The organism is Roseateles puraquae (assembly GCF_002205845.1).
GTDB classification, from domain to species: domain Bacteria; phylum Pseudomonadota; class Gammaproteobacteria; order Burkholderiales; family Burkholderiaceae_C; genus Pelomonas; species Pelomonas puraquae.
The window spans coordinates 226,235-249,899 of record NZ_NISI01000001.1 but is presented as its reverse complement, the minus strand read 5'-3'; the positions used below and the strand labels follow the sequence as shown (position 1 = coordinate 249,899).

Annotated in this window: 21 protein-coding genes; 4 read left to right on the top strand and 17 right to left on the bottom strand. The window is 67.7% G+C overall.

The features are described from left to right. From ileS to CDO81_RS01075, 9 genes are all read right to left on the bottom strand, one after another. The gene (gene ileS, locus CDO81_RS01115; protein WP_088481326.1) at window positions 1–2,823 is read right to left on the bottom strand and encodes an isoleucine--tRNA ligase; all 2,823 of its coding nucleotides are present in this window, start codon (window positions 2,821–2,823) and stop codon (window positions 1–3) included. A 73-nt stretch (window positions 2,824–2,896) separates the two neighbouring features. After that, window positions 2,897–3,922 carry a bifunctional riboflavin kinase/FAD synthetase gene (locus CDO81_RS01110; RefSeq protein WP_088481325.1) on the bottom strand — a complete coding sequence of 342 codons (1,026 nt, stop codon included), beginning with the start codon at window positions 3,920–3,922 and terminating at the stop codon, window positions 2,897–2,899. Window positions 3,923–3,927: 5 nt separating this feature from the next. After that, complete coding sequence (locus CDO81_RS01105) at window positions 3,928–4,659, bottom strand: pseudouridine synthase (RefSeq protein WP_088481324.1); 732 nt, start codon at window positions 4,657–4,659, stop codon at window positions 3,928–3,930. 32 nt (window positions 4,660–4,691) lie between these two features. Beyond that, window positions 4,692–5,819, bottom strand: a complete 1,128-nt coding sequence (locus CDO81_RS01100; protein WP_088481323.1) for an acyl-CoA dehydrogenase family protein — start codon at window positions 5,817–5,819, stop codon at window positions 4,692–4,694. An 18-nt stretch (window positions 5,820–5,837) separates the two neighbouring features. Continuing rightward, complete coding sequence (locus CDO81_RS01095; RefSeq protein ID WP_088481322.1) at window positions 5,838–7,037, bottom strand: acyl-CoA dehydrogenase family protein; 1,200 nt, start codon at window positions 7,035–7,037, stop codon at window positions 5,838–5,840. A 161-nt stretch (window positions 7,038–7,198) separates the two neighbouring features. Continuing rightward, window positions 7,199–7,993 (bottom strand): exosortase-dependent surface protein XDP1, encoded by a 795-nt coding sequence (gene xdp1, locus CDO81_RS01090; protein WP_158218127.1) that lies wholly within the window; start codon window positions 7,991–7,993, stop codon window positions 7,199–7,201. 191 nt (window positions 7,994–8,184) lie between these two features. Then, a complete protein-coding gene (gene prsT, locus CDO81_RS01085) occupies window positions 8,185–11,001 on the bottom strand; it encodes an XrtA/PEP-CTERM system TPR-repeat protein PrsT (RefSeq protein WP_088481320.1) in 2,817 nt (938 codons plus the stop codon). Between the two features lie 63 nt (window positions 11,002–11,064). Further along, window positions 11,065–11,712, bottom strand: coding sequence for a retropepsin-like aspartic protease family protein (locus tag CDO81_RS01080; protein WP_241516801.1), 648 nt, complete (start codon window positions 11,710–11,712; stop codon window positions 11,065–11,067). Between the two features lie 2 nt (window positions 11,713–11,714). Next, complete coding sequence (locus CDO81_RS01075) at window positions 11,715–12,203, bottom strand: YajQ family cyclic di-GMP-binding protein (RefSeq protein ID WP_088481319.1); 489 nt, start codon at window positions 12,201–12,203, stop codon at window positions 11,715–11,717. 73 nt (window positions 12,204–12,276) lie between these two features. On the opposite strand from CDO81_RS01075, the gene murB reads away from it, so the two are divergent. Both murB and CDO81_RS01065 read left to right on the top strand, forming a co-directional pair. Beyond that, window positions 12,277–13,356, top strand: coding sequence for a UDP-N-acetylmuramate dehydrogenase (gene murB, locus CDO81_RS01070; RefSeq protein ID WP_241516800.1), 1,080 nt, complete (start codon window positions 12,277–12,279; stop codon window positions 13,354–13,356). A gap of 59 nt (window positions 13,357–13,415) precedes the next feature. Next, window positions 13,416–14,171, top strand: a complete 756-nt coding sequence (locus tag CDO81_RS01065) for a DNA ligase (protein ID WP_241516799.1) — start codon at window positions 13,416–13,418, stop codon at window positions 14,169–14,171. A 147-nt stretch (window positions 14,172–14,318) separates the two neighbouring features. On the opposite strand, the gene argG is transcribed toward CDO81_RS01065, so the two are convergent. Together argG and CDO81_RS01055 are read right to left on the bottom strand one after the other, a co-directional pair. Beyond that, entirely contained in the window at window positions 14,319–15,635 is a 1,317-nt protein-coding gene (gene argG / locus CDO81_RS01060) for an argininosuccinate synthase (protein WP_088481318.1), read from the bottom strand. 25 nt (window positions 15,636–15,660) lie between these two features. After that, window positions 15,661–16,221, bottom strand: coding sequence for a YaeQ family protein (locus CDO81_RS01055; protein WP_088481317.1), 561 nt, complete (start codon window positions 16,219–16,221; stop codon window positions 15,661–15,663). A 118-nt stretch (window positions 16,222–16,339) separates the two neighbouring features. On the opposite strand from CDO81_RS01055, the gene CDO81_RS01050 reads away from it, so the two are divergent. Both CDO81_RS01050 and CDO81_RS01045 read left to right on the top strand, forming a co-directional pair. Beyond that, window positions 16,340–17,005 (top strand): hypothetical protein, encoded by a 666-nt coding sequence (locus tag CDO81_RS01050; protein ID WP_088481316.1) that lies wholly within the window; start codon window positions 16,340–16,342, stop codon window positions 17,003–17,005. Window positions 17,006–17,091: 86 nt separating this feature from the next. Then, window positions 17,092–19,131 (top strand): M3 family metallopeptidase, encoded by a 2,040-nt coding sequence (locus tag CDO81_RS01045; protein ID WP_088481315.1) that lies wholly within the window; start codon window positions 17,092–17,094, stop codon window positions 19,129–19,131. An 11-nt stretch (window positions 19,132–19,142) separates the two neighbouring features. Here CDO81_RS01045 and CDO81_RS01040 read toward each other — a convergent pair whose 3' ends face one another. The 6 genes from CDO81_RS01040 to CDO81_RS01015 are packed head-to-tail and all read right to left on the bottom strand — an operon-like array spanning window position 19,143 to window position 23,659. Further along, the gene (locus CDO81_RS01040; protein ID WP_088481314.1) at window positions 19,143–19,499 is read right to left on the bottom strand and encodes a YbaN family protein; all 357 of its coding nucleotides are present in this window, start codon (window positions 19,497–19,499) and stop codon (window positions 19,143–19,145) included. A gap of 12 nt (window positions 19,500–19,511) precedes the next feature. Beyond that, window positions 19,512–20,279: an ABC transporter ATP-binding protein gene (locus CDO81_RS01035; RefSeq protein WP_088481313.1), complete on the bottom strand. Its 768-nt coding sequence runs from the start codon at window positions 20,277–20,279 to the stop codon at window positions 19,512–19,514. A 1-nt stretch (window position 20,280) separates the two neighbouring features. Beyond that, window positions 20,281–21,396, bottom strand: a complete 1,116-nt coding sequence (locus CDO81_RS01030) for a succinylglutamate desuccinylase/aspartoacylase family protein (protein ID WP_088481312.1) — start codon at window positions 21,394–21,396, stop codon at window positions 20,281–20,283. A gap of 15 nt (window positions 21,397–21,411) precedes the next feature. Beyond that, window positions 21,412–22,098 carry an ABC transporter permease gene (locus tag CDO81_RS01025; RefSeq protein ID WP_088481311.1) on the bottom strand — a complete coding sequence of 229 codons (687 nt, stop codon included), beginning with the start codon at window positions 22,096–22,098 and terminating at the stop codon, window positions 21,412–21,414. 31 nt (window positions 22,099–22,129) lie between these two features. Beyond that, window positions 22,130–22,822 (bottom strand): ABC transporter permease, encoded by a 693-nt coding sequence (locus CDO81_RS01020; RefSeq protein WP_277595995.1) that lies wholly within the window; start codon window positions 22,820–22,822, stop codon window positions 22,130–22,132. Between the two features lie 51 nt (window positions 22,823–22,873). Next, the gene (locus CDO81_RS01015; RefSeq protein ID WP_088481310.1) at window positions 22,874–23,659 is read right to left on the bottom strand and encodes an ABC transporter substrate-binding protein; all 786 of its coding nucleotides are present in this window, start codon (window positions 23,657–23,659) and stop codon (window positions 22,874–22,876) included. Between the last annotated feature and the right edge of the window lie 6 nt (window positions 23,660–23,665).

Sequence of the window (23,665 nt, the reverse complement as noted above, 5' to 3'; positions counted from 1 at the left end):
TCAGGCCACCTTGCGGGTTTCGCCCGCGCCATGCAAGTTGCTGTCGCAGCGTCCGCAGATCGTCGGGTGCGCCGCGATGCTGCCCACATCGGCACGGTAGTGCCAGCACCGCTCGCACTTGGCATGCGTGCTGGGCGTGACGACGACGCTGAACTCGGCCGCCGGCACCAGCGTCACGGCGGACGTGATGAAGACGAAGCGCAGGTCGTCACCCAGGCTGCGCAGCAGCGCTTCATCCTCAGTGTTCACATGCAGCGTGAGCTCGGCCTGCAGCGAGGCGCCGACCGCACCGGTCGTGCGCACGGCCTCAATGGCCTTGTTGACCTCGTCCCGGATGTCGTGGATGCGGGCCCACTTGGCCAAGAGCGCCGATTCGGTCGTCCCGAAGTTCCAGTAGGTCTCGGTGAAGATGGACGGCCCCTTGCCGAAGACGGCCCACGCTTCCTCGGCGGTGAAGCTCAGGAAGGGCGCCATCCAGCGCAGCATCGCATGCGTGATCTGCCACAGCGCGGTCTGCGCAGAGCGGCGGGCCAGGCTCTTGGGAGCGGTGGTGTAGAGGCGGTCCTTCAGCACATCCAGGTAGAAGGCGCCGAGGTCTTCGGAGCAATACACCTGCAGCTTGGCCACGACCGGGTGGAACTCGTAGCGCTCGAAGTGCCCGAGGATGTCCGCCTGCAGTTCCGCCGCGCGGGCGAGCGCGTAGCGGTCGACTTCAAGCAGTTGATCGGGGACGACCGTGTCGGTCGAGTGATCGAAGTCGCTGACATTGGCCAACAGGAAGCGCAGCGTGTTGCGCACGCGGCGATAGCTGTCCACCACGCGGGCGAGAATCTTGTCGTCCAGGCCAAGGTCACCGGAGTAGTCGGTCGCAGCCGTCCACAGCCGCAGGATCTCGGCGCCGTACTTGTCCGACACGGCTTGCGGCGCGACGACATTGCCCTGCGACTTGCTCATCTTGCGGCCTTGGCCGTCGACGACAAAGCCGTGGGTCAGCAGACCCTTGTAGGGCGCGCGGCCGTACAGCGCGCAGGCGATCAGCAGCGAGGAGTGGAACCAGCCGCGGTGCTGGTCGTGGCCCTCGAGGTAGAGGTCGGCCTCGGGGCCGGTGTCGTGCGCGGCACCCTTGTGGCTGCCCTTGAGCACATGCTCGAAGGTGGAGCCGGAGTCGAACCACACGTCCAGGATGTCATTGCCCTTGGTGTACTGGGCCGCCTCGGCGCCCAGCCACTCGGCGGGGTCGAGCTTGGACCAGGCCTCGATGCCCTGCTGCTCCACCAACTGCGCGGCGCGCTCGATGAAGTCGAGCGTGTTCGGATGCGCCTCGCCCGTGTCCTTGTGCAGGAAGATGGGCAGCGGCACACCCCAGCTGCGCTGGCGCGAGATGCACCAGTCGGGGCGCCCGGCGATCATGTCGTGCAGTCGGGCCCGGCCGTTCTCGGGGTAGAAGCTCGTCGCGTCGATGGCAGCCAGGGCTGTCTGGCGCAGGCTCTGTGGCGCCTTGTCGGTCGTGAAGAGACCATCACCTTCGTCCATGCGGACGAACCACTGCGCAGCGGCGCGGTAGATGACCGGCGTCTTGTGGCGCCAGCAGTGCGGGTAGCTGTGGGTGATCTTGCTCTCGGCCATCAGGCGGCCAGCGTCCTTCAGCGCCTGGGCGATGACCGGGTTGGCCTTCCAGATGTGCTGGCCGCCGAACAGGGGCAAATCAGCCGCGTAGGCTCCGTTGCCCTGCACCGGGTTCAGGATGTCGTCGAAGGCCAGGCCGTGGGCCACGCAGCTCTGGAAGTCGTCCAGGCCGTAGGCAGGCGCGGAGTGGACGACACCGGTGCCGTCATCGGCGGTGGCGTAGTCGGCCAGATAGACCGGGCTCTCGCGGTCATAGCCCGGGTGCACATGCGCCAGGGGATGCTTGAATTTCAGCAGCTCCAGCTGGCGGCCCGGCACGGTGGCGACCGCCTGCCCTTCGAGCTGCCAGCGGGCCAGGCACTTCTCGACCAGGGCTTCGGCCACGACAAAGTAGCCCTTGGGCGTGTCCACCAGCGCGTAGGGCAGCTCGGGGTTGAGGTTGAGCGCCTGGTTGGCCGGGATGGTCCAGGGGGTGGTGGTCCAGATGACGGTGAAGGCGTCCTTGGTGAGCGGCGCCACGCCGAAGGCGGCGGCGAGCTTCTCCGGCTCGGCGCTCAAGAAGGCCACATCCACCGCGGGCGACTGCTTGTCGGCATATTCGATCTCGAACTCAGCCAGCGACGAGCCGCAGTCGAAGCACCAGTACACGGGCTTGAGGCCACGGTAGACGAAGCCACGCTCGAACAGGCGCTTGAGCACCCGGATCTCGCCGGCCTCGTTGGCGAAGTTCATGGTCTTGTACGGGTTGTCCCATTCGCCCAGCACGCCCAGCCGCTTGAAGTCGGTCCGCTGGCCGTCGATCTGCTCGGTGGCGTAGGCGCGGCTCTTGGCCTGCACCTCGTCGCGCGGCAGGCCGCGACCGAAGGTCTTCTCGATCTGGTTCTCGATGGGCAGGCCATGGCAGTCCCAGCCCGGGATGTAGGCCGCATCAAAACCGGCGAGCTGCCGGGCCTTGACGATCATGTCCTTCAGGATCTTGTTGGCGGCGTGGCCGATGTGGATCTGGCCGTTGGCATAGGGCGGGCCGTCGTGCAGCACGAACTTCGGCGCGCCGCAGCGGGCGTCACGCAACCGCTTGTACAGGCCTTGCTCGTCCCAGGCCTTGACCCAGCCCGGCTCGCGCTTGGGCAGGTCGCCGCGCATGGGGAAGGGCGTGTCAGGCAGGTTGAGCGTGGAGCGGTAGTCCGGGGTGGTCATGGCATGCGGCCAGGCGGCGAGCCTGGCGGTCGGAAGGCGAAGGAGGGTGGAATGAGAGCGGCGGGGCGCCGCTTCAAATTCGGTCGCGCGTGGTCTGGCGACGCTGTGCGGCGTGGGTGGCCAGGAAGGCGCGTGCCGACTCGGTGTCCGCCCGGATGGCGGCCGTGAGCGCGTCCAGCCCGTCGTACTTGGCTTCGTCGCGGAGTTTGTGCAGCAGTTCCACGCGGGCCAGTTTACCGTAGCCCCCTTCGGGCCCGAGCTGTTCGGCAGGCCAGTCCAGGCAGTGAACCTCGAGCAGCACGCGACCGGCGTCTTCCACGGTGGGCCGGTTGCCCAGGCCCGCCACGCCGGGCAGCGGCTCGCGCGTGAGGCCATGCACCTGTACCGCGAAGATGCCGTGCGCGGCGGGCTTGTCGTGCGGGAAGCGGAGGTTCAGGGTGCGGAAACCGTCGGCCGCCCCGGGAACGCTTTCACCGAGTTGCCGGCCGAGCTTGCGGCCATGGGAGATGTGGCCCGAGATGGCATAGGGCCGGCCCAGCAGGGCCGCAGCGGCGGCCATGTCGCCTGCCGCCAGCGCATCACGCACGGCCGAACTGCTGACCCGCAGGCCATGGACCTCGTAGCTCATCATGCGGGCGACGTCGAAACCCTGGGCACGACCGGCCGCGTCGAGCGTCGCATAGTCCCCCAGCCGCTTGGCGCCGAATCGGAAGTCATCGCCGACCAGGACATAGCGCGCCCCCAGCCCGTCGATCAGCACCTGACGGATGAAATCCTGCGGCGCCAGGCTGGCCAGCCGCTCGTCGAAGCGCAGGATGACGACCTGATCGACGCCGCAGCGCTCCAGCTCGACCAGCTTGTCTCGCAGCGTGGCAATGCGCCGCGGTGCCATCTCGGGCTTGTTCAGGCGCGCGGCGAAGAAGTCACGCGGATGGGGCTCGAAGGTCATCACGCAGGTCGGCAGGCCCCGGTGCCGGGCCTCGGACTGCAGCAGCGCGAGCATCGCCTGGTGACCGCGGTGCACACCGTCGAAATTGCCAATGGTCAGCGCACAGGCGGGCGCGATGCCGGGGTGGTGAAAGCCTCTGAAAACTCGCATGCCCGTCATTGTCCCCAGACCTCGGCCGGGCTGCCGACCCAGCGCCATTGCCCCGGCGCCAGGTCGGCCGGCAAGCTCAGTGCACCGAACTGCGGCCGGTGCAAGGCTTCGACCCGGTTGCCCACCGCCGCCACCATGCGCTTGACCTGGTGGTACTTGCCCTCCACGAGCGTCAGGCGCAGCAAGGTCTCGTCGACGATCTCGGCACCTTCGGCCTGGGTGATTTCCGGCGGGCGCTGGAACTTGCCTTCGGGCTCCTTGAGCTCGACGCCGGCGAGCAACTGCTCGACCATGCCATCGGTGAGGGGATGCTTGCAGCGCGCCTCATACACCTTGGGCACGTGGTGCTTGGGCGAGGTGAGCTTGTGGATGAGGGCGCCGTCATCGGTCAGCAGCAGCAGGCCGGTGGTGTCTTCGTCCAGCCGCCCGATGGGCTGGACGCCGCGCTCGCGCAGTGGCGCCGGCAGCAGGCTCATCACGCTCGGGTGATGCTTGGGCTTTTGAGAGCACTCGTAGCCCGCCGGCTTGTTCAGCAGGATCAAGGCCTTGTCGAAGTAGGGCCAGGAGACGCCACCGATCTCGAAGGCGAAGCCGGTGGTGTCGAATTCGGCGTCGGGGTCGTCCACGACCTCGCCACCCACGCTCACTTCTCCGTTCAGGATCAGGCCGGCGCACAGGCGCCGGGTGCCGAAGCCTTGGGAGAAGAGGATCTGGTCGAGACGCTGCGGTTTTGGCATGGCCGCGATTGTCGGGCCATGCCGGGGTCGCATCAGGCGAAGACGCCCGCGGTGTCCTGCATCCGCGCGCTCACTTCGCCGAGGTGGTGCAGGGTGTCGCCCCACTGCATCTCCATGACGGTCAGGCGCTTGAAGTAGTGGCTGCCGATGTATTCGTCGGTGACGCCGATGCCGCCGTGCAGCTGGGTGCATTGCTGGCCGACGAAGCGCATGGCCTGGCCGAGTTGCACCTTGGCCTGCGACAGCGCGCGGCGGCGCACCGCGGGCGCGTCACCCAGGCGCAGCGTCGCGTAGTAGCTCATGGAGCGGGCCAGTTCGAGCTGCATCTTCACGTCGGCCGCGCGGTGGCGCAGTGCCTGGAAGCTGCTGATGGCCACGCCGAACTGCTTGCGGGTGTTCATGTACTCGGTCGTCAGCGCCAGGAACTTCTCCATCACGCCGACCGCTTCCGCAGCCTGCGCGGCAATGCCGATGTCCGCCGCGAGCTCCAGCAAGGCCAGTCCCGCGTCGGGCCCGGCAATGAGCTGGCCCGCTGCGTTCTCAAAGTGCACTTCCGCGGCACGCGAGCCGTCGTGCAGCGAGTAAGCCCGGGTGTGGACGCCGGCCGAGGCGCGCTCCACCAGGTAAAGCGCGACGCCCTCGGCGGCATCGTCGGCGCCCGACACGCGCGCCGGCACGATGAAGGCATCGGCCACGTCACCGGCGGGCACCAGGCTCTTGACGCCGGTCAGCCGGCCGTCCACCGCGCGGGTGGCGACGCGATTCAGGTGGTAGCGGGACTTGGCCTCCTGGTGTGCCAGCACGACCAGGGCTTCGCCGCCGGCGATGCGCGGCAGCCAGTCGCTTTGCAGCGCTTGCGGGGCTTGGGCCAGCAAGGCGGGCGCGATCAATGCGCCCTGGGCGATGGGCTCCATGACCAGGCCGCGGCCCAGTTCCTCCATGACCACCATCGCCTCGACGGCGCCAAAGCCCAGGCCGCCATGGCTCTCGGGCACGGCCAGCGCCGTGAGGCCCAGCCCGGCCAGGCCGTCCCACACGCCGCGGTCGAAGCCGCCGGCGCGCACGATGGCCTTGCGGCGTTCAAAGTCGTAGTCCTTGTCGACGAAGCGGCGCACCGCGTCGCGCAGGGCTTCCTGGTCTTCCGTGAAATCGAAATCCATGGTGTCTGTCTCCCTCGGTCAGCCGAGCACCGTCTGCGCGACGATGTTGCGTTGCACTTCGTTCGAGCCGCCGTAGATGGTGGTCTTGCGCACGTTCAGGTAGTTGCCCGTCAGCGGGATGGCGTGCGAGGCGCCGCCAATCCAGGCGCCGCCCAGCCATTGGTCGCCCTGCCAGCCGGCCTCCATGGCCTCCAGCACATGGGGCAGGGCAAGCGGACCGCCAGCCAGCATCATCAGCTCGGTGTAGCGCTGCTGCAGTTCACTGCCGCGGATCTTCAGCAGGCCGGCGACGTCAAGCGGCTGCTTGCCGGTGCGTTCACCCGACAGCACGCGCAGCACCATCATCTCCAGCGCCACCACGTCCACTTCGCACAGCGCGATCTGGTCGCGGAAGCGCGAGTCTTCCATCAGCCCCTCAGCGGTGGCGATGCGCTTGAGGCGCTCCAGCTCGCGCTTGGCGCGGTTCACGTCGGCGATGTTGGTGCGCTCGTGCGAGAGCAGGTGCTTGGCGTAGGTCCAGCCCTTGTTCTCTTCGCCGATGAGGTTCTCCACCGGCACTTCGACGTTGTCGAACCAGACCTCGTTCACCTCGTGCTCGCCGTCGAGCATGATGATGGGCTTGACCGTGACGCCGGGCGACTTCATGTCGATCAGCAGGAAGCTGATGCCGGTCTGGGGCTTGCCCTCGTTGGAGGTGCGCACCAGGCAGAAGATCCAGTCGCCGTACTGGCCGAGGGTCGTCCAGGTTTTCTGGCCGTTGACGATGTATTTGTTGCCCTGGCGCTCGGCGCGGCATTTCAGCGATGCCAGGTCAGAGCCTGAGCCGGGTTCGCTGTAGCCCTGGCTCCACCACACCTCACCGCTCATGATGCCGGGCAGGAAGCGCTGCTGCTGCTCCGGCGTGCCGAAGGCCATGATGACCGGCGCCACCATCACCGGGCCGAACGGCACGATGCGCGGCGCGCAGGCGAGGGCGCATTCCTCTTCGAACAGATGGCGCTGCACGGCGTTCCAGCCCGGGCCGCCGAACTGCTTGGGCCAGGCCCAGCCGTGCCAGCCCTTGGTGCCGAGGATGCGCGCCCAGCGCTGCATGTCGTCCTTGCTCAGGCGCAGCGCATGGCGCACCTTGTGGGCGATGTCTGCCGGCAGGTTGGCACGCACCCAGTCGCGCACCTCGGCGCGGAAGGCGAGCTCCGCATCGGTGAAGTTGAGGTCCATGTCTCGCTTCGTTGTCGTGGGGAATGCGCCGCGTTTTAGCACGGTCGTTCGCATCCTGGCTGTCCGGCCAGGGACAGCCCCCACGGCGCCGAGTGGCTGTCCGAAGGCATGAAAAAAAGGCGCTCCGAGGAGCGCCTTGTCTTGGGCTGAGCGGCGTTCGATCAGGCCGACTTCTTGGCCTTGCGGCGAGCGCTCGCGGCGCCGACCAGGGCCAGGCCCACCAGCGCCAGGCTGGCCGGCTCGGGCACGCGACCATTGTTGTTGTTGGTCACGTCCTTGGTGGAGACGCCCAGCAGCTTGACGTAGTCGGTCAGGTTGTCGAGCGTGCCGCCACCGAAGCCGGCGTTGTAGGCGCTGATCAGCCACCAGCTGGCGGTGACGTTGCTGCTGTTCACGTAGCGGATGTCAGTGCCGCTGGAGCTGTAGCCCGTAGCGCCGGCGGGGTCAGCATCGCCGTAGTTGGCGACCATGGTCCAACCCTGGGCGGCCGTGCCGCGCAGATTGCTGGCGGTCTTGCCCGTGATCACCGGCGCGCTCGAGCCGTCATAGGCCATGACGGTGATGTCGGCATCGCTCTGGGACCAGCCCAGCGTGATGGCGTTCAGGGCCACCTTGGTGTCGAACTTCAGGAGGATCAAATCCGGCACCGTGGAGCCCGGGTTGTTGTCCATCGAGTGGTCAGGCGCGGAGACGTTGATCTTTTCGTCTTTGCTGGCCACGCCGAAGCCGTAGCTCGTGCCGTTCTGCTTCAGGTAGGCCACGTCATACACGCCAGCGTTGGAGCCGAACGCCGAGACGGTCACGTTCGCCGACGTGCCACCCGTGGAGCCGCAGGTGTACACGTTGCCGTAGTTGACCCCGCCCGTGCTGGTCGAGCAGCCGTCCAGACCCCAGCTGGACGCGGCCATGCTGGACGCCGAGGCGAGGGCCATCGCGGCGCCGAGGAGACCCTGCATCACAAGCTTTTTGTTTTGGCTGAACATCATGTGTGCTTTCTTCGCGAGCGTTGTTTCGTTGTCAGCTTCCAAGCAGGGTTCGTGCCAAGCCGGGAATTTCCTCCTGGATCAACCCTTTAGCTCTGGTGGGGGTTGTCGGATGTGACGCAGTGTAAAAGCGCCCGACAGCCGGCGCGATGCCCGCGGCCCCCTTACTTGAGTGTGTCCAGCAGGGCCTTGGCCTCCGCCTTGCCCTCGAACGGCAGGTTTTCACGCAGCGCGGCCTGCAATTCGTCCCGGGCCTCGGCGCGCTTGCCTGCCTTGGCCAGGGTCGCGGCCAGGTGGTAGCGGACTTCCGGGTTGCTCGGCGAACGCAACCGGGCGTCACGCAGGCGCAGCAGTGCCGCGTCGATCTGCCCATCCTGGAAGAGGGCCCAGCCCAGGGTGTCCACGATGATGGGCTCGTTGTTGCCCTTGCTCAACGCCAGTTCCGCGGTGCTGATGGCCGCCTTGTAGTCCTTCAGCTTGATCAGCACATTGGCGAGGTTGTTCAGGGCCTGCGCGTCGTTGGGTGCGAGCTTGACGGCCGCTTCGTACTCGCTGCGAGCCCGCGTGAAGTCACGGTTGCGCGCCAGGTGGTCGCCCAAGGCCTTGTGCATGGCGGCATCGCCCGGGTTGCTCTTGAGCCATTGGCTGGCGGTGCTGGTCGCTTCGGCCGCTTCACCCTGCGCGCTGAGCATGCGCACGAGTTGCAGCGCCGTGGCCGAGCTGGCCTGGATCTTGAAGGCCTGGCGGTAGGCATCGATGGCCGGGCGCGACTGGCCGCGGGCCAGGGCCACGTCGCCCAGCAGTTGATGCCCGATGGCGAGCTTGGGTTGCAGCTGGATGATGCGCCGCGCCCGGGCTTCCGACTTGGCGAGGTCGTTGCGACGCAACTCCACCCCGGCCAGCAAGGCGATCGCCGGAACAAAGTCCGGGTTGTTGCTCAGCGCCTTGTCGAGGCTGTAGGCCGCCGAGGCGTCGTCACCGGCGGCCACCTGCAGGGCCGCTACGCTGGTTTGCAGCTCGGGGTCGAAGCCGGCACGGCGTGAGGCGGCGATCAGGGTCTGGCGCGCGCCGGCGTTGTCGCCGTTGACGAGTTGCACGCGCGCATAGGTGCACAGCGCCGTCACGTCTTCGGGGGCCTTGCCCAGCAGCACCTTGGCGCTTTCGAGGGCGACCGCGGGGCGGTTGGTCTTCAGGTGCAGGTCGACGAGGGCGTAGTCGGCGCGCAGGTCGGTTTTGCCGCTGAGCTCGGCCGCGCGCTCCAAGTAGCGCTGGGCTTCGTCCAGCTTGCCCGTGCGCTGCAGCACCACAGCCATGTCGTAGGTGGCTTCGGCGTTGCGCTCGTCGGCCTTGAGAATGGCCTTGAGGCGGCGAATGGCGCTGTCGTAGGCTCGCGTCGCGATGTCCAGGCGTGCCAGCCCGAGTTGCGGGGCCACCTGCTTGTTGTCGATCATGGCGGCGGCCTCGAAGTGGCGTCGCGCGCCTCCAAAGTCGCCCGCCTGGGCCTTGGCCACGCCGGCCAGGTTCAGCAGCGTCGCATTGCCAGGTTCCTGACGCAGCAGTTGGTCGGCCAGCTGGGCCGCCTTGGCGGCCTGGTTGTCGCGCAGCAGCAATGGGACGAGGGCCATGCCGGCCTGGATCTGGCGTGGGTCCTTCTTGATGGCGGCTTCGAGCTGGGCCTGGGCGGCGCTGCTGTCGCCGCTCTGGCTGAGGGCGATGCCGAGCGCCGTGTGGTACTCCGGCGCGTCGCGGGTCTTCAGCGCCGCTTCGAGCAACTCGGTAGCCTTGTTCGCGCGGCCCTTGGCCATGTAGGCGGCCGACAGCTGGATCAGCGCCTGGCCGTCGTTCGGGTAGGCACGTCGATAGCCCTCGAGCAGCTCAATCGCCCGATCGACGTTGTTCTCCTGCGCATAGATGCGCGCCAGCACCTTGCTGGCCGGCGTGCTGGGCTGGGCGCGGCAGAACAGGTCCAGGAAGGGCTTGGCCTTGCCGAACTCCTCAAGCCCGAAATGTGCGAGGCCCGCCAGCAGCAGCATCTGCGGGCGGTAGCGGATGAACTCGATCGGCACCGCATCCAGAAAGCCCACCACCTCGCCGAGTGCCGCCTTCGCCTTGACCCGGTCGCCTGCGCGCTCCAGCAGCACCGCCTTCATGTAGGCGGCGCGCGGTTCACGGGGCGAGCGCTTGCGGGCTTCTTCGATGTCGGCCGCAGCTTCGGCGTCCTGTCGCGTGTCGATGTACAGCCCGGCGCGGGCGATGCGCGACTCGATGTGGCTCGGATCCAGCTCGAGCGCCCTGGTGTACAGCTTGAGGGCGCCCGGAACGTCCGAGCGCAGGTGCGCGATGGTCCCGCGCTGGTAGACGGCCTCGGCGGACGAGGGGGCGAGCTTCAGCGCCGTGTCGGCCGCGGCCGTGGCCTCCTTGAACTGACCGGCACGAAGGCGTACCGGCACCTCGGCCAGCCAGGTGTCAGGCGCGTTGCGGTCGATGCTGCGCGCCTCTTCGATGGCCTGCAGCGCATTCGCGGAGTCACCCCGCTCGCCATAGGCCTTGGAGCGCAGCAGCAGCAGGTTCATGCGGGTGTCGGCGGGCAGGCCCGCGGGCGCCAGCACGGGGTTGTCGAGCACCTGCTGGTGCTTGCCCTGGGCCAGCAGGGCCTGCCCGAGGATCAGGGCCACCTCGGCGCGATCCACCCCGAGCCGCAGGGCTTCGGTGATGGCCACCTCGGCGGCCGCGGCCTGGCCGTCCATCAGCAGTGCGCGGCCCAGGAGCAGTTGCACCGGCAGCAGCGTCTTGTCCGCCTGAAGGGCGTTCTTCAGCTGGATGATGGTGCCTGGAATGTCCTTGCGGTCGAAGCGCGCCTGCGCATCCTCGTAGTAGCGCGCGGCCTTCTCCTTGGGTGTCTGCGCATGGGCGGCCCCCGTTGCGCCGGCGGACAAGGCCACGGCCAGGAGAGAAGCGAGAAGGGTGTGCTGACGAGACATGGGATGGGCCGGCTGAAAGGCCGGCGGATTCTTGCAGAAGCCCGCCCGAGACACGGGCCAGGGTCAGTACCGCAGCTCCAGGGTCATGACATCGTTCTCACGACGCATCTGGAAGCGGTTCAGGAAGCTGTTGCCCAGCAGCACATGCGGCATGGTGCCGGGCACGACGATGGCTTCGACGTCACGCACCTCGATGCTGCCGATGCGCACGCTGTTGAGCCGGAGCTGGTAGGCCGGCACAACGCCGTTGGCCGTCATCGTGACCAGCCGCTTGCCGTAGAGGTACTTGAGGCCCAGCTTTTCGGCCTCGACCTGGCTGATGGCGATGGTGGTGGCGCCGGTGTCCACCAGGAAGCTCGTGACCTGGCCGTTGATGGTGCCGATGCTCGTGAAGTGCCCACCCTGGCCCATGGGCAGCACGATCTGGCGCGGCTCGCTGGCCTGGGGCGCGATGCGGCCCGGCGCGGCGCCGAGCTCCAGCGTCTGGCGCCGGCCGCCGAATTCCACGACGGCGCGCCCGTCTTCCAGCGACAGCAGCTTCACGCCCTTGACGGCATCCCCGACCCGCACCGTGAGGGGTTCGCCGTCAATGATGAGCAGCGCCGCCCGCGAGCCCAGCGTGCCGTTGAGCGCGACCTGCGTCGGCGGCTGGTCCTGCGCCAACGCCAGGCTCGACGTCAGCAGCAGCAACGCAGGCAGCAAGCGGCGCATGATCAATCGCGGAAGTTGTTGTAGGTCAGCGGCGTGTCGCTGAAGCTCTTCTTCAGGTGCGCGATGGCGAGTTGCAGGTCATCGCGGTTCTTGCCGGTGACCCGCACAGCGTCGCCCTGGATGCTGGCCTGGACCTTGAGCTTGCTGTCCTTGAGCGAGGCCACGATCTTCTTGGCGAGCGCGGCCTCGATGCCTTCCTTGATCTTGTAGACCTGGCGCACCTTGTCGCCGCCGAGCTTCTCGATCTTGTCCTGCTTGTCCAGGAAGCTGATGACGACGTCCTGCTTGGTCAGCTTGCCGTAGAGCACGGCTTCGATCTGCTCCAGCTGGAACTCGCTGTCACCGGTGGCGTGGATTTCCTTCTCCTTGAGTTCCACCTTGGCGCCCGTGCCCTTGAAGTCAAAGCGGGTGCCGATTTCCTTGATGCTGTTGTCCACGCCATTGCGGATCTTGACGTGGTCGGGTTCGAGAACGGTGTCGAAGCTGGGCATGTGAATGTCGTCGGGTGTGCGTCTGCGAAAATTTGGCCGTTCATGCACGGCGCTGCGCGTCCCAAAGTTTCCCATGTCCCTGCCTCCCGCCAACTCGTTGACCCCCTCGAATGAAGCCCCCGGGCTGCTGATTGAGACGGACGTCAACCTCAAGCCCTACAACACCTTCGGCCTGCCGGCTGTGGCGCGCCGTCTGGTGCGCATCCGTGAGGCTGCCGACGTGCGTCGCGTCGTGGACCACCCGGACCTGGGCCTGGCGCCCAAGTTCGTGCTGGGCGGTGGCAGCAACCTGGTGCTGACCCGGGATGTCGACGCGGTCGTGCTGAAGGTGGAAATTCCCGGCATCCGCCTGTTGGAGGCGCGCGACGATGCCTGGATCGTCGAGGCCGGCGCGGGCGTGGCCTGGCACGACCTCGTGAGCTGGACGCTGGATCACGGTTACCCCGGCCTCGAGAACATGGCGCTCATCCCCGGCACCGTGGGCGCAGCGCCAGTGCAGAACATCGGCGCCTACGGCATCGAGGTGAAAGACCGCCTGGAGGCGGTGGAGGTGATGGACCTCATCACCGGGCGGCCTGCGCTGTTGCCCGCAGAGGTCTGCCGCTTCGGCTACCGCGACAGCGTGTTCAAGCACAGCGACTTTGGGGGGCTGGCGGGCAAGAGCGTCATCACCCGTGTGCGCTTTCGATTGCCGCGCCCCTGGCAGCCGGTGCTCGGTTACCTGGAGATTGAGCGCAAGATGGCCGAGACGGGCATCACTGCGCCGGATGCGCGGCAGGTCTACGGCTGGATCTGCGCGGTGCGCCGCGCCAAGCTGCCCGACCCCGCGGTGATCGGCAACGCAGGCAGCTTCTTCAAGAACCCGGTGGTGACGGCCGAGCAGTGCCGGGACATCATCGGCCGCGACCCGGGCATCGTTCACTACCCCATGGGGGATGGCAGTGTGAAATTGGCTGCCGGCTGGATGATCGACGCATGCGGCTGGAAAGGCAAAACGGTGGGTGGCGCGGCGGTCTACGACAAGCAGGCGCTGGTGCTGGTGAACAAGGGCGATGCCCGGGGGGCCGAGGTGGTGACCCTGGCGCGTGCCATCCAGGAGAGCGTCTACGGCCGCTTCGGGATCCGCCTGGAGCCGGAGCCGGTGGTGGTGTAGCGCTCAGCCGCCGGGTCTGGCTGGGGTGGCTCGCCACGGCCAGCCTGCCGGCGGGCGCGGTGGAGCCCCTGCTGGCCCGCACGGCGCCGTCAGGCATCGATCCGCAGGCTTACCTCGTCAGCGAAAAGCTCGATGGCGTGCGCGCGCTGTGGGACGGGCAGGCCCTGAGGTTTCGCAGTGGCCGCACCGTGGCAGCGCCCGCCTGGTTTCTCGCGCAGCTGCCGAAGCAGCCGCTGGACGGCGAGTTATGGATGGGGCGGCGGCGCTTTGACGAACTCTCCGCCGCTGTGCGCCGCACCGAACCGGTAGATGCCGAATGGCGCCAGGTGCGCTATCACGTGTTCGAACTGCCGGGCGCGGGCGGCCGGTTTGCCGAGCGCGCCGAGCAGATGCAGTCGCTCGCCAACCCGGTGATCGTGCCGGTGGCGCAATGGCGGCTGTCGTCCAATGCCGCGCTGCAAGCCCGGCTGAAGGAGGTTGTCGCAGCCGGCGGCGAGGGGCTGATGCTGCACCGGGCGGACGCGCCGGTCGCTTCGGGGCGCAGTGACCTGCTGCTCAAGCTCAAGCCGCTGGCGGATGCCGAGGCGGTGGTCATCGGCCACGAGCCGGGCAAGGGGCGCTACGCAGGGCAGATGGGAGCGCTTGAAGTGCAAACGCCTGACGGCATCCGGTTCAAGCTGGGCACGGGCTTCAGCGATGAGTTGCGCCGCAATCCGCCGCCCGTGGGCGCCACCGTGACCTACCGCTACCGGGACGTCACCCCCGCAGGCAAGCCTCGGTTTGCGAGCTTACTGCGGGTGGCGGACGAGTTTTGAACGCTCAGAGCCAGCGCAGCAGCAATTGAACCCAACGGGGCAGGGGGCGGCTCGGAACGTAGTTTTGGCGGTACTGGTGGTACATGGTCAAGCTCCACGAAATGTGCTGTAAGTTTATACAGCACTACTGGATGCCTGACCAGTGGTTTACTCCAGTTGCGGGAGGCCACCACCCGACAGCAGGCCGGCGCTGGTATAGACGCCCAGCTTGCCGCGGGTGTCGCTGATGTCCAGGTTGCGCATGGTGAGCTGACCGATGCGGTCGGCCGGGCTGAACGGTGCGTCTTCCACCTTCTCCATGCTCAGGCGCTCGGGCGCGTAGGTGAGGTTGGGGCTGCGAGTGTCGAGCAGCGAGTAGTCGTTGCCCCGGCGCAGCTCGATGGCCACCTCGCCCGTCACGGCACGGGCGACCCAGCGCTGGGCGGCTTCGCGCAGCATGATGGCTTGCGGGTCGAACCAGCGGCCCTGGTAGAGCAGGCGGCCGAGCTTCATGCCGTTGATGCGGTACTGCTCGATGGTGTCTTCGTTGTGGATGCCGGTCACGAGGCGCTCGTAGGCGATGTGCAGCAGCGCCAGGCCCGGGGCCTCATAGATGCCGCGGCTCTTGGCTTCGATGATGCGGTTCTCGATCTGGTCGCTCATGCCCAGACCGTGGCGGCCGCCGATCTTGTTGGCTTCGGCCAGCAGGGCGACCGGGTCGCGGTACTCGACGCCATTCAGCGCGACCGGCACGCCTTCCTCGAAGCGCACGGTGACTTCTTCGGCCTTGATCGCCACATCCTCACGCCAGAAGGCCACGCCCATGATCGGGTTGACGATGCGGATGCCGCTGTTCAGGTGCTCCAGGTCCTTGGCCTCGTGGGTGGCACCCAGCATGTTGGAGTCGGTGGAGTAGGCCTTCTCGGCGCTCATCTTGTAGGCGAAGCCGTGCGCGGTCATGAAGGCCGACATCTCGGCGCGGCCGCCCAGCTCGTCGATGAAGGTCTGGTCCAGCCAGGGCTTGTAGATCTTGAGTGCCGGGTTGGTCAGCAGGCCGTAGCGGTAGAAGCGCTCGATGTCGTTGCCCTTGAAGGTCGAGCCGTCGCCCCAGATGTTGACGCCGTCGGCCTGCATCGCGGCCACCAGCATGGTGCCGGTCACGGCGCGGCCGATGGGCGTGGTGTTGAAGTAGGTGACACCCGCGGTGCTGATGTGGAAGGCGCCCGCCTGCAATGCGGCGATGCCTTCAGCCACGAGCTGCGCGCGGCAGTCCACCAGCACGGCCTTCTCGGCACCGTAGAGCATGGCCTTGCGCGGGATCTCGTCGTAGTCCGGCTCGTCGGGCTGGCCGAGGTTGGCGGTGTAGGCGTAGGGCAGGGCGCCCTTGAGCTTCATCCAGTGCAGCGCGGCGGAGGTGTCGAGGCCGCCGGAGAAGGCGATGCCGACCTTCTGGCCGACGGGAACGGATTGCAGGATGGTGGACATGGTGAGGTCTTCGTCGAGAGGTCGGTTATTCGGCGGGCGTCTTCAGGGCGACAGGATGGATCTCGACCGACGCGTCGGCCGTGGAGACATAGACGCTGCCGTCCTGGATGCTGATCTGCAGCTGCATGCTGCGCGCGGCCAGCTTGGCCAGTGCCTGGGATTGCTCGGCTGGGATCTGCCACACGGCCAGCTTGGGCGTGCGGGTGAGCTTGTTCTCCAGGTTGCGCCACCAGACGTCGGTGCTGCTGGCGAAGCTGTAGACGCTGACGCGCTCGCTGCGGCCGTGGGCCTTCATCAGGCGCCGGTCGTCGGGCTGGCCGAGGTCGATCCAGTGGACCACGTCGCCCGTCAGGTCGAGCTGCCAGAGGTCGGGCTCATCCACGTCGGACAGGCCTTTGGTGAACTCGAGGCGCCCGCGCAGGTCGTCGGCCGGCACGTTCAGCGCAAAGGCCAGCACGCGGATCATCAGGCGCTCCTCGGTCTCGCTCGGGTGGCAGGCGAGGGTGAGGTTGTGGTCGCCATAGACATGGCGGTCCATGTCGGCGATCTGCAGCTGGGCTTTGTAGATGGTGGCTTTGAGCGCCATGAAACCGTTCGTGACTGAGTGTTGACTTAGGGCAGCCCGCCATTATCGGCGGGAAGCCTCGTGGCATCATTCCGGCTTCGCCTGCTGAACCTTCGCAACCCAGCGTTGCCTGATCGACATGAAACGCATCCTTCTCCCGCTGACCCTCGTCGTCGCCGTCGCCGCCCAGGCGCAAGTGACCAACAACCCCAAGGCCAAGGTCGACCCGAAGAACAACAAGGTCAGCAACCCGGTGGTTGAAAAGCCGAAGGTCAAGCTGATGAGCCGCGACGAGCTGCGCGCCTGCATCGACCAGCAGGAAGCCAACGCCAAGGAAGCCGACGCCATCAAGGCCGAGCAGGCGTCCTACAAGGCCAACGCCGAGAAGCTCAAGGCCGAGAAGGCCACCATCGAGGCCGGCGAGGCCGCGCTGGCCAAGCAGGTCGCCGACGTGAAGGCCGAGAAGGAAGCCATCCTGAAGGCCCACGAGACCCTGACCGCCGAGGCGCCCAAGCTCGACAAGGCCGAACTGAAGGCCCGCAACGACGCCTACACCGCTCGCACCACGGCCTTTGGCACCATGATCGACGCCGTCAAGGCCGCCGATGCCGAGCAGGCCACCAAGCGCAAGGCCTTCTCGGAGAAGGTCGACGCCCTGGACGCCCAGTTCAAGGGCATTGAAGACCGCACCGAGAAGCACTTCGACGCCAGCGACAAGTGGAAGGCCGAGTGCCAGAACAAGCCCTACGACGAGAACGACGAGAAGGCCATCCGCAAGGAGAAGGCCGCCGCCGCGGGCAAGTGATCCGCGCCGGCCACTGAGTCTGTCCACGGGCCGCCCCCACCGGGAGCGGCCCGTTTTGCTTTAGCGCCTCCCCAACGAGCCTTTCGATGAGCAACCCCCTGATGCAAGCCTGGCCGGGCGTTCACGGCCTGCCGCCGTTTGCCGACATCCAGCCCGCCCACTTCCCGCCCGCCTTCGAGGCGGCACTCGCCGAACACCGCGCCGAGATCGACGCGATCGCCAGCCAGGCCGAGGCGCCGAGTTTTGCCAATACGCTGGCGGCTTTCGATGCCAGCGGCCGGCAGCTGACCCGGCTGGAGTACTTGTTCTATACGCTGGCGGCCTCGGCGACCTCGCCGGAGTTGCAGTCGGTGCAGCGCGCCATGGCCGGCCCGCTGGCGGAACATGGCAGCGCGGTCTACATGCACCAGGGCTTGTTCGCCCGCGTCGATGCCTTGTTCAGGGAACGCGACGAGCTGGGCCTGAGCGCCGAGCAGCGGCGCCTGCTGGAGCGCGTGCACCTGGACTTTCTGCGTGCCGGCGCCCGGCTTGAGCCCGAGGCCCGAGCCCGCTATGCCGCGGTCATGACCCGGCTGGCCGAACTCAACACACGGTTCGCCCAGAACGTGCTGGCCTCCGAGAGCGACTACCAGCTGCGGCTGACAACCGAGGCTGAACTCGCCGGCCTGCCGGACTTCGTGCGAGCCGCGGCTCGGCAGGCTGCGCTGGACCGGGGCCTGGGCGATGGGCTGCATGTGATCACCCTGTCGCGTTCGCTGATCGTGCCTTTCCTGACCTTCAGTGCGCGACGTGACCTGCGCGAACAGGCCTGGCGCGCCTGGGTCGGGCGCGGTGATGACACCGGCTCGACGGACAACCGCGAGATCTGCCGCGAGATCCTGGCGCTGCGGGCGGAGCAGGCCCGCCTGCACGGCCATGTCTGCTATGCCGACTACGCGCTCGAAGACACGATGGCCCGCAACCAGGGTGCAGTGATGGGCCTGCTGGAGCGAGTCTGGCATCCGGCGCTTGCCGCCCAGGCCCGCGAGCGCGAGGCCGTGCTGGGCGCGATGGCGGCGGCGGGCGCCGACCATGCGCTCGAAGCCTGGGACTGGCGCTACTACGCCGAGCAGGCGCGCCGCGCGCGCTTCGATCTCGACGAGGCCGAGGTCAAGCCCTATTTCGCGCTGGACCGCATGGTGGCGGCCATGTTCGACTGCGCGAGCCGCCTGTTCGGCCTGCAGTTCAAGGCACGGCCCGACATCGCCGGCTACCACCCCGATGTGCGCGCCTACGAGGTGCTCAATGCCGACGGTTCGCTGCGCGGGCTCTTCCTGCAGGACAACTTCGCCCGACCCACCAAGCGCAGTGGCGCCTGGATGAACGCCCTGCGCAACCAGAGCCGCGCTCTGGGGGCAACCCCCGTCATCCTGAACAACAACAACTTCGCCCGTGGCGCGGCCGGCGAGCCGACGCTGCTGAGTTTCGACGACGTGCGCACGCTCTTCCACGAGTTCGGCCACGGCCTGCATGGGCTGCTGAGCGATGTGACCTACGAGCGCCTGTCGGGCACGCAGGTGCTGCGGGATTTTGTGGAACTGCCGTCGCAGCTGTACGAGCACTGGATGGCGGAGCCGGCGGTGTTGAAGAAGTTCGCCCGCCATTGGCAGACCGATGAGCCGCTGCCAGACGCGCTGCTGGCCAAGCTCCAGGCCGCGCGCCAGTTCGGCCAGGGCTACGAGACCTTGCGCTACACCGCCAGCGCCATCGTCGACATGGCCGCGCATGCGCTGGCGCAGGCCCCTGACGACATCGTGGCCTTCGAGCGCGATACGCTGGCGCAATGGCAGTTGCCCCGCGAGGTGGGGCTCAACCACCGGCTCACGCACTTCCAGCATCTGTTCAGCAGCGCGGGCTATGCGGCGGGCTACTACGTCTACCTGTGGGCGGAGGTGCTGGACTGCGATGCCTTCGATGCCTTTGTCGAGGCGGGCGATGTGTTCGACCCGACGGTGGCCGCCCGCCTGAGGGAGTGCATCCTGTCGGCTGGCAACAGCCGCGAACCGGGCGAAGCCTTCCGCGCCTTCCGCGGGCGTGACCCGGTCGTCGAGCCCATGCTCAAGGACCGCGGTCTGCTGCCGGCCTGAACGCGCCTCGATCAGGCTTCGGGCCGCGTCCACAACCACAGCGCCACGGCGGCCATGAACGCCGGCACTGCCAGCTTCACCGCCAGCGGTGCCGGTGACACGGCCAGGGCGGTGGCACTCAGGCCCATCATGCCGGTGGCGGCCCACTTGGCGCGGCGCGGCACCGCGCCGCGCTCACGCCAACGCCGGATGGCGGGGCCGTGGCGCGGATGGTTGAGCAGCCAGGCCTCCAGCGCCGGCCAACCCTTGCCGCCGGCCCAGGCGGCGAGGAGCAGAAACGGCACCGTGGGCAGCCCGGGCAGCACGATGCCGATCAGGCCCAGGGCCACGCTCAGCAGCGCCAGCGCCCGCCACAGCAGCGTCCGCATGACGCGCGGCGCCTACTTGAGGCCGCCGGACAGGAACTGCTGCAGCCGTTCGCACTGCGGGCGCAGCAGCATCTCCTTGGGGTTGCCTTCCTCTTCGACCTTGCCCTGATGCAGAAACAGGCAATGGTTGGAGACCTCACGGGCGAAACCCATCTCGTGAGTCACCACGATCATGGTGCGGCCCTCGGCCGCCAGGTCGCGCATCACCTTGAGCACTTCGCCGACGAGTTCCGGGTCCAGCGCCGACGTCGGCTCGTCGAACAACATCACCTCGGGGTCGACCGCCAGCGCGCGGGCAATCGCCACGCGTTGCTGCTCGCCGCCGGACAGCTGCGCCGGGTAGACACCGGCGCGGTGCGCGACGCCCACGCGCGCCAGCAAGGCCTGGGCGCGTTCGACCGCTTCGGCCTTGGGCTTGCCCAGCACATGGATCGGCGCCTCGATGACGTTCTCCAGCACCGTCATGTGCGACCAGAGGTTGAAGTTCTGGAACACCATGGCCAGGCGGGCGCGCCAGCGCTGCAGCTGCGGTGCGTCGGCGGCCTTGAGGCTGCTGTCGCGGTCACGCACCAGCTTCAGGGCCTCGCCGCCCAGGCTGAGCTCGCCCTCATTGGGTTGCTCCAGCAGGTTCAGGCAGCGCAGAAAAGTGCTCTTGCCCGAGCCGGAGGAGCCGATCAGCGTGACGACGTCGCCGCGGCTGGCTGACAGTGAGATGCCCTTGAGCACCTCGCGGTCGCCGAAGCGCTTGTGGATGTTCGTGGCTTGAAGCTGGATCGTCATCTCAAGCCCCGAGCAGCTTGCCGGTGCGCAGGGCCTCGCGACCCGCCACCTTGGCAATGCGCATGCCGGCGGTGGCGAAACGCACGAAATCCCGCGCGAAGAAGAGACCATCCACCGGGCTGGTGAGCTCGGTGACCTGGGCTGTGATGGGGTCGATGACATGGGCCAGCACCTCGCCGGCCTTGACCTCGGCGCCGACGTCCTTCAGGAAGGTCAGCACGCCGGCGGTGGGCGACTTGATCGGCATGCTGCCTGCCAGCGGGCGGGCATCGCCCACGGCGTCGGGAAGGGCGGGCTTGTCGCCCGCGATCAGGCCACGCCAGCGCAGGAAGTCGATGATGTGGCGGGCATCCGCCTCGGCGAGCTCGTGCGTGACATCCGCTGCACCGCGCAGTTCGACCGTCACGGACAAGCAGGCCTGCGGGATGGGGAAGCGCTGGCCAAAGCGGGCGGCCCACTTCCACCACACCTGCGAGCAGGCTTCGTCGAAAGGGCTGTCGCCGGAATCCTGGGCCAGCAGCGCCACGCGCGAGCGCAGGAAGCGGGCGAGTGGCTCGCACGCGGGCCAGCAGGGCGTCTCGGTGTAGAGATGCATCAGCGCTTGCGCGTCGCAGTGCAGGTCCAGCACGATGTCGGCATCGCAGGACAGGCCCATCAGCGTGCGTCGCAGTGACTGCAGTTCGGTGTCCACCGGCGAGGCCAGCACGGCGTCCTTCAGCGCGCGGCGCAGCAGGGCGACGTTGGCGGCCGCGTCTGCCGTCAGATGCGGCTCGACTGCCTGGGCGACGGCCTCGATCTGGTCGGGATAGTGGCGGTTGAAGTTCTCGCCGGTCGTCAGCTCAAAGCGGCCCTGGTGACCATGCAGCACGAACTGGCTCAGGCCGATCGGGTTGGCCATGGGCACGAGGATGATCTCGCCGGTGATCTGGCCGGCAGCGTCCAGTGCATCGAGCTGGCGGCGCAGGTGATGCGCGACCAGCATGCCGGGCAGCTCGTCGGCATGCAGCGAGGCCTGGATGTAGGCCTTCTGGCCGCCGGGCTGGCCGTAGTGCAGCGAGACGAGCTCACGCTGGGTGCCCGGCGCGGGCGACAGGAGAGGGTGGCGAACGAGTGGCATGGGCGGTGTGGCGCTTCAGCGGCGCATCATGGGCTTGAGCCAGCGGTTCTCGGCCCAGCGGAACAGCCCGACCAGGCTGAGCGTGAGCACGAAGTAGAAGGCGCCGGCCATGATGAAGGCTTCGAAGGGCAGGTAGTACTTGGAATACAGCTGACGGGCGGCGCCGGTCAGGTCGAGCAGGGTCACGACGCTGGCCAGCGACGTGCCGTGCAGCATGAAGATGGCTTCGTTGCCGTAGGCCGGCAGTGCCCGGCGCAGGGCGGCGGGCAGCACGATGCGCCGCAGCATCAGGCCGCGCGACATGCCCAGCGCCTTGGCCGCCTCGATCTCGCCGGCCGGCAGCGCGCGGATGCTGCCCGCGATGATCTCGGTGGTGTAGGCCGCGGTGTTCAACGTGAACGTGAGCCAGGCGCAGAACGTGGCCGACGACAGCCAGGGCCAGGCCCAGCTCTCGCGCACCGCATCGAACTGGGCCAGCCCGTAGTAGCACAGGAACAGCTGCACCAGCATCGGTGTGCCACGGAAAGCGTAGGTGTAGACCCAGACGGCACGCGACGCCCAGCCGCGCGACACCGTGCGCACCAGGGCCAGCGGCACCGCCAGCAGGAGACCGCAGGCCAGCGAAAGCGTCAGCAGCTTCAGCGTGACGCCCAGGCCGCTCACATACAGCGGCAGGTTTTCCAGGATCGTGTCGAAGTTCATCACGCGGCCCCAGTGTCTTGTCGATGGGGGCTCACAGCCGCCCCTCCTTCACGCCGATGGCCAGGCGCTTTTGTGCCCAGCTGAAGGCCAGCTCCGACACGCTGGTGAAGACCAGGTAGATGACGGCCACCGCCAGATAGAAGCTGAAGGGCTCGCGCGTGGTGCCGGCGGCCTGCTGGCCGCGCGTCATCAGGTCCGACAGGCCGATGATGGAGACGATGGCCGTGCTCTTGATCAGCACCAGCCAGTTGTTGGAGATGCCCGGCAGCGCATGGCGCAGCATCTGCGGCAGCGTGATGCGCCACAGCACGCGGGCCGGGCTCATGCCGAAGGCCAGGCCCGCCTCGCGCTGCCCGGCTGGCACCGCCAGAAAGGCGCCGCGGAAGGACTCGGTCAGGTAGGCGCCGAAGATGAAGCCGATGGTCAGCGAGCCGGCCACAAAGGGGTCGATGTCGATGTAGTCCTCATGGCCGAGCATTGGCGCCACCGTGTTGATGGCGATCTGCCCGCCGTAGAACACCAGCAGCATCAGCACGAGGTCGGGCACGCCGCGGATGAGCGTGGTGTACAGGCCCGCAATCGCCTGGGCGATGCGCGAGCGTGACAGCTTGGCCAGGGCACCCAGCAGTCCGAGCAGTGCGGCGATGAGCAGCGACGACAGGGCCACGCCGAGCGTCACGGCGGCGCCTTCGAGCAGGCTGGGGAGGAATCCGTGCAGCAACATGAAAAACGCGAGTGGGGCGCGGACTGCTCACGCAGCCCACGCCGGGGTGCCTCACTGCTTGGTGCGCGGGGCGATGTCGTAGTCGAAGTACTTGTCGGCCAGCTTCTTGAAGGTGCCGTTGGCCTGCACCGCGTCGATGGCCGCGTTGAACTTCTTGGCGAGCGTGGCCTCATCGGCCTTGCGCATGCCCACGCCGGTGCCGACGCCAAAGATCTTGTCGTCCAGGATGGCCGCGCCCGAGAAGGCAAAGCCCTTGCCCTCGGGCTTCTTCAGGAAGCCGAAGTCACCCGCGGGCGAGTCCATCAGCGTGGCGTCGATGCGGCCACTCTTCAGGTCGAGGAAGACCTGGTCCTGGCTGGCGTAGCGCACGATCTCGCTCTGGGTGAAGGTCTTGGTGGCGTAGGTCTCGTGCGTGGTGCCGCGCTGCACGCCGATCTTCTTGCCCTTCAAGCCGGCAGCCGTGGGCTCCAGCTTGACACCCGCCTTGGCGATCAGTCGGGCCGGCGTGTTGTAGTAGGGCTTGGAGAAGGCGATGACCTTCTGGCGCTCCTCGGTGATGGACACGCTCGCGAAGATGGCATCCACCTTGCGCGATTGCAGCGCCGGGATGAGGCCGTCGAAGTCCTGCTGCACCAACGTGCATTGCGCCTTCATCTCGGCACAGTAGGCCTGCAGCAGTTCGATCTCGAAGCCCTTGAGCTTGCCGTCCGGGCCGATTTCGGAGAAGGGCGGGTAGGCGCCCTCGACGCCGATGCGCAGCTTTTTCCATTCGGGGGCCTGGGCATGGGCCAGCGACGCGGCGGCCAGCAGGGCCAGGGCAAGGAGACGGGTCTTCATGGAGAG

What these genes read in the sequence shown, in the direction of transcription:
- ileS (WP_088481326.1), bottom strand. Translation starts at nt 2,823, where the DNA reads ATGACCACCCCGGACTACCGCTCCACGCTCAACCTGCCTGACACGCCC.
- CDO81_RS01110 (WP_088481325.1), bottom strand. Translation starts at nt 3,922, where the DNA reads ATGCGAGTTTTCAGAGGCTTTCACCACCCCGGCATCGCGCCCGCCTGT.
- CDO81_RS01105 (WP_088481324.1), bottom strand. Translation starts at nt 4,659, where the DNA reads ATGCCAAAACCGCAGCGTCTCGACCAGATCCTCTTCTCCCAAGGCTTC.
- CDO81_RS01100 (WP_088481323.1), bottom strand. Translation starts at nt 5,819, where the DNA reads ATGGATTTCGATTTCACGGAAGACCAGGAAGCCCTGCGCGACGCGGTG.
- CDO81_RS01095 (WP_088481322.1), bottom strand. Translation starts at nt 7,037, where the DNA reads ATGGACCTCAACTTCACCGATGCGGAGCTCGCCTTCCGCGCCGAGGTG.
- xdp1 (WP_158218127.1), bottom strand. Translation starts at nt 7,993, where the DNA reads ATGCAGGGTCTCCTCGGCGCCGCGATGGCCCTCGCCTCGGCGTCCAGC.
- prsT (WP_088481320.1), bottom strand. Translation starts at nt 11,001, where the DNA reads ATGTCTCGTCAGCACACCCTTCTCGCTTCTCTCCTGGCCGTGGCCTTG.
- CDO81_RS01080 (WP_241516801.1), bottom strand. Translation starts at nt 11,712, where the DNA reads ATGCGCCGCTTGCTGCCTGCGTTGCTGCTGCTGACGTCGAGCCTGGCG.
- CDO81_RS01075 (WP_088481319.1), bottom strand. Translation starts at nt 12,203, where the DNA reads ATGCCCAGCTTCGACACCGTTCTCGAACCCGACCACGTCAAGATCCGC.
- murB (WP_241516800.1), top strand. Translation starts at nt 12,277, where the DNA reads ATGTCCCTGCCTCCCGCCAACTCGTTGACCCCCTCGAATGAAGCCCCC.
- argG (WP_088481318.1), bottom strand. Translation starts at nt 15,635, where the DNA reads ATGTCCACCATCCTGCAATCCGTTCCCGTCGGCCAGAAGGTCGGCATC.
- CDO81_RS01055 (WP_088481317.1), bottom strand. Translation starts at nt 16,221, where the DNA reads ATGGCGCTCAAAGCCACCATCTACAAAGCCCAGCTGCAGATCGCCGAC.
- CDO81_RS01050 (WP_088481316.1), top strand. Translation starts at nt 16,340, where the DNA reads ATGAAACGCATCCTTCTCCCGCTGACCCTCGTCGTCGCCGTCGCCGCC.
- CDO81_RS01045 (WP_088481315.1), top strand. Translation starts at nt 17,092, where the DNA reads ATGAGCAACCCCCTGATGCAAGCCTGGCCGGGCGTTCACGGCCTGCCG.
- CDO81_RS01040 (WP_088481314.1), bottom strand. Translation starts at nt 19,499, where the DNA reads ATGCGGACGCTGCTGTGGCGGGCGCTGGCGCTGCTGAGCGTGGCCCTG.
- CDO81_RS01035 (WP_088481313.1), bottom strand. Translation starts at nt 20,279, where the DNA reads ATGACGATCCAGCTTCAAGCCACGAACATCCACAAGCGCTTCGGCGAC.
- CDO81_RS01030 (WP_088481312.1), bottom strand. Translation starts at nt 21,396, where the DNA reads ATGCCACTCGTTCGCCACCCTCTCCTGTCGCCCGCGCCGGGCACCCAG.
- CDO81_RS01025 (WP_088481311.1), bottom strand. Translation starts at nt 22,098, where the DNA reads ATGAACTTCGACACGATCCTGGAAAACCTGCCGCTGTATGTGAGCGGC.
- CDO81_RS01020 (WP_277595995.1), bottom strand. Translation starts at nt 22,822, where the DNA reads ATGTTGCTGCACGGATTCCTCCCCAGCCTGCTCGAAGGCGCCGCCGTG.
- CDO81_RS01015 (WP_088481310.1), bottom strand. Translation starts at nt 23,659, where the DNA reads ATGAAGACCCGTCTCCTTGCCCTGGCCCTGCTGGCCGCCGCGTCGCTG.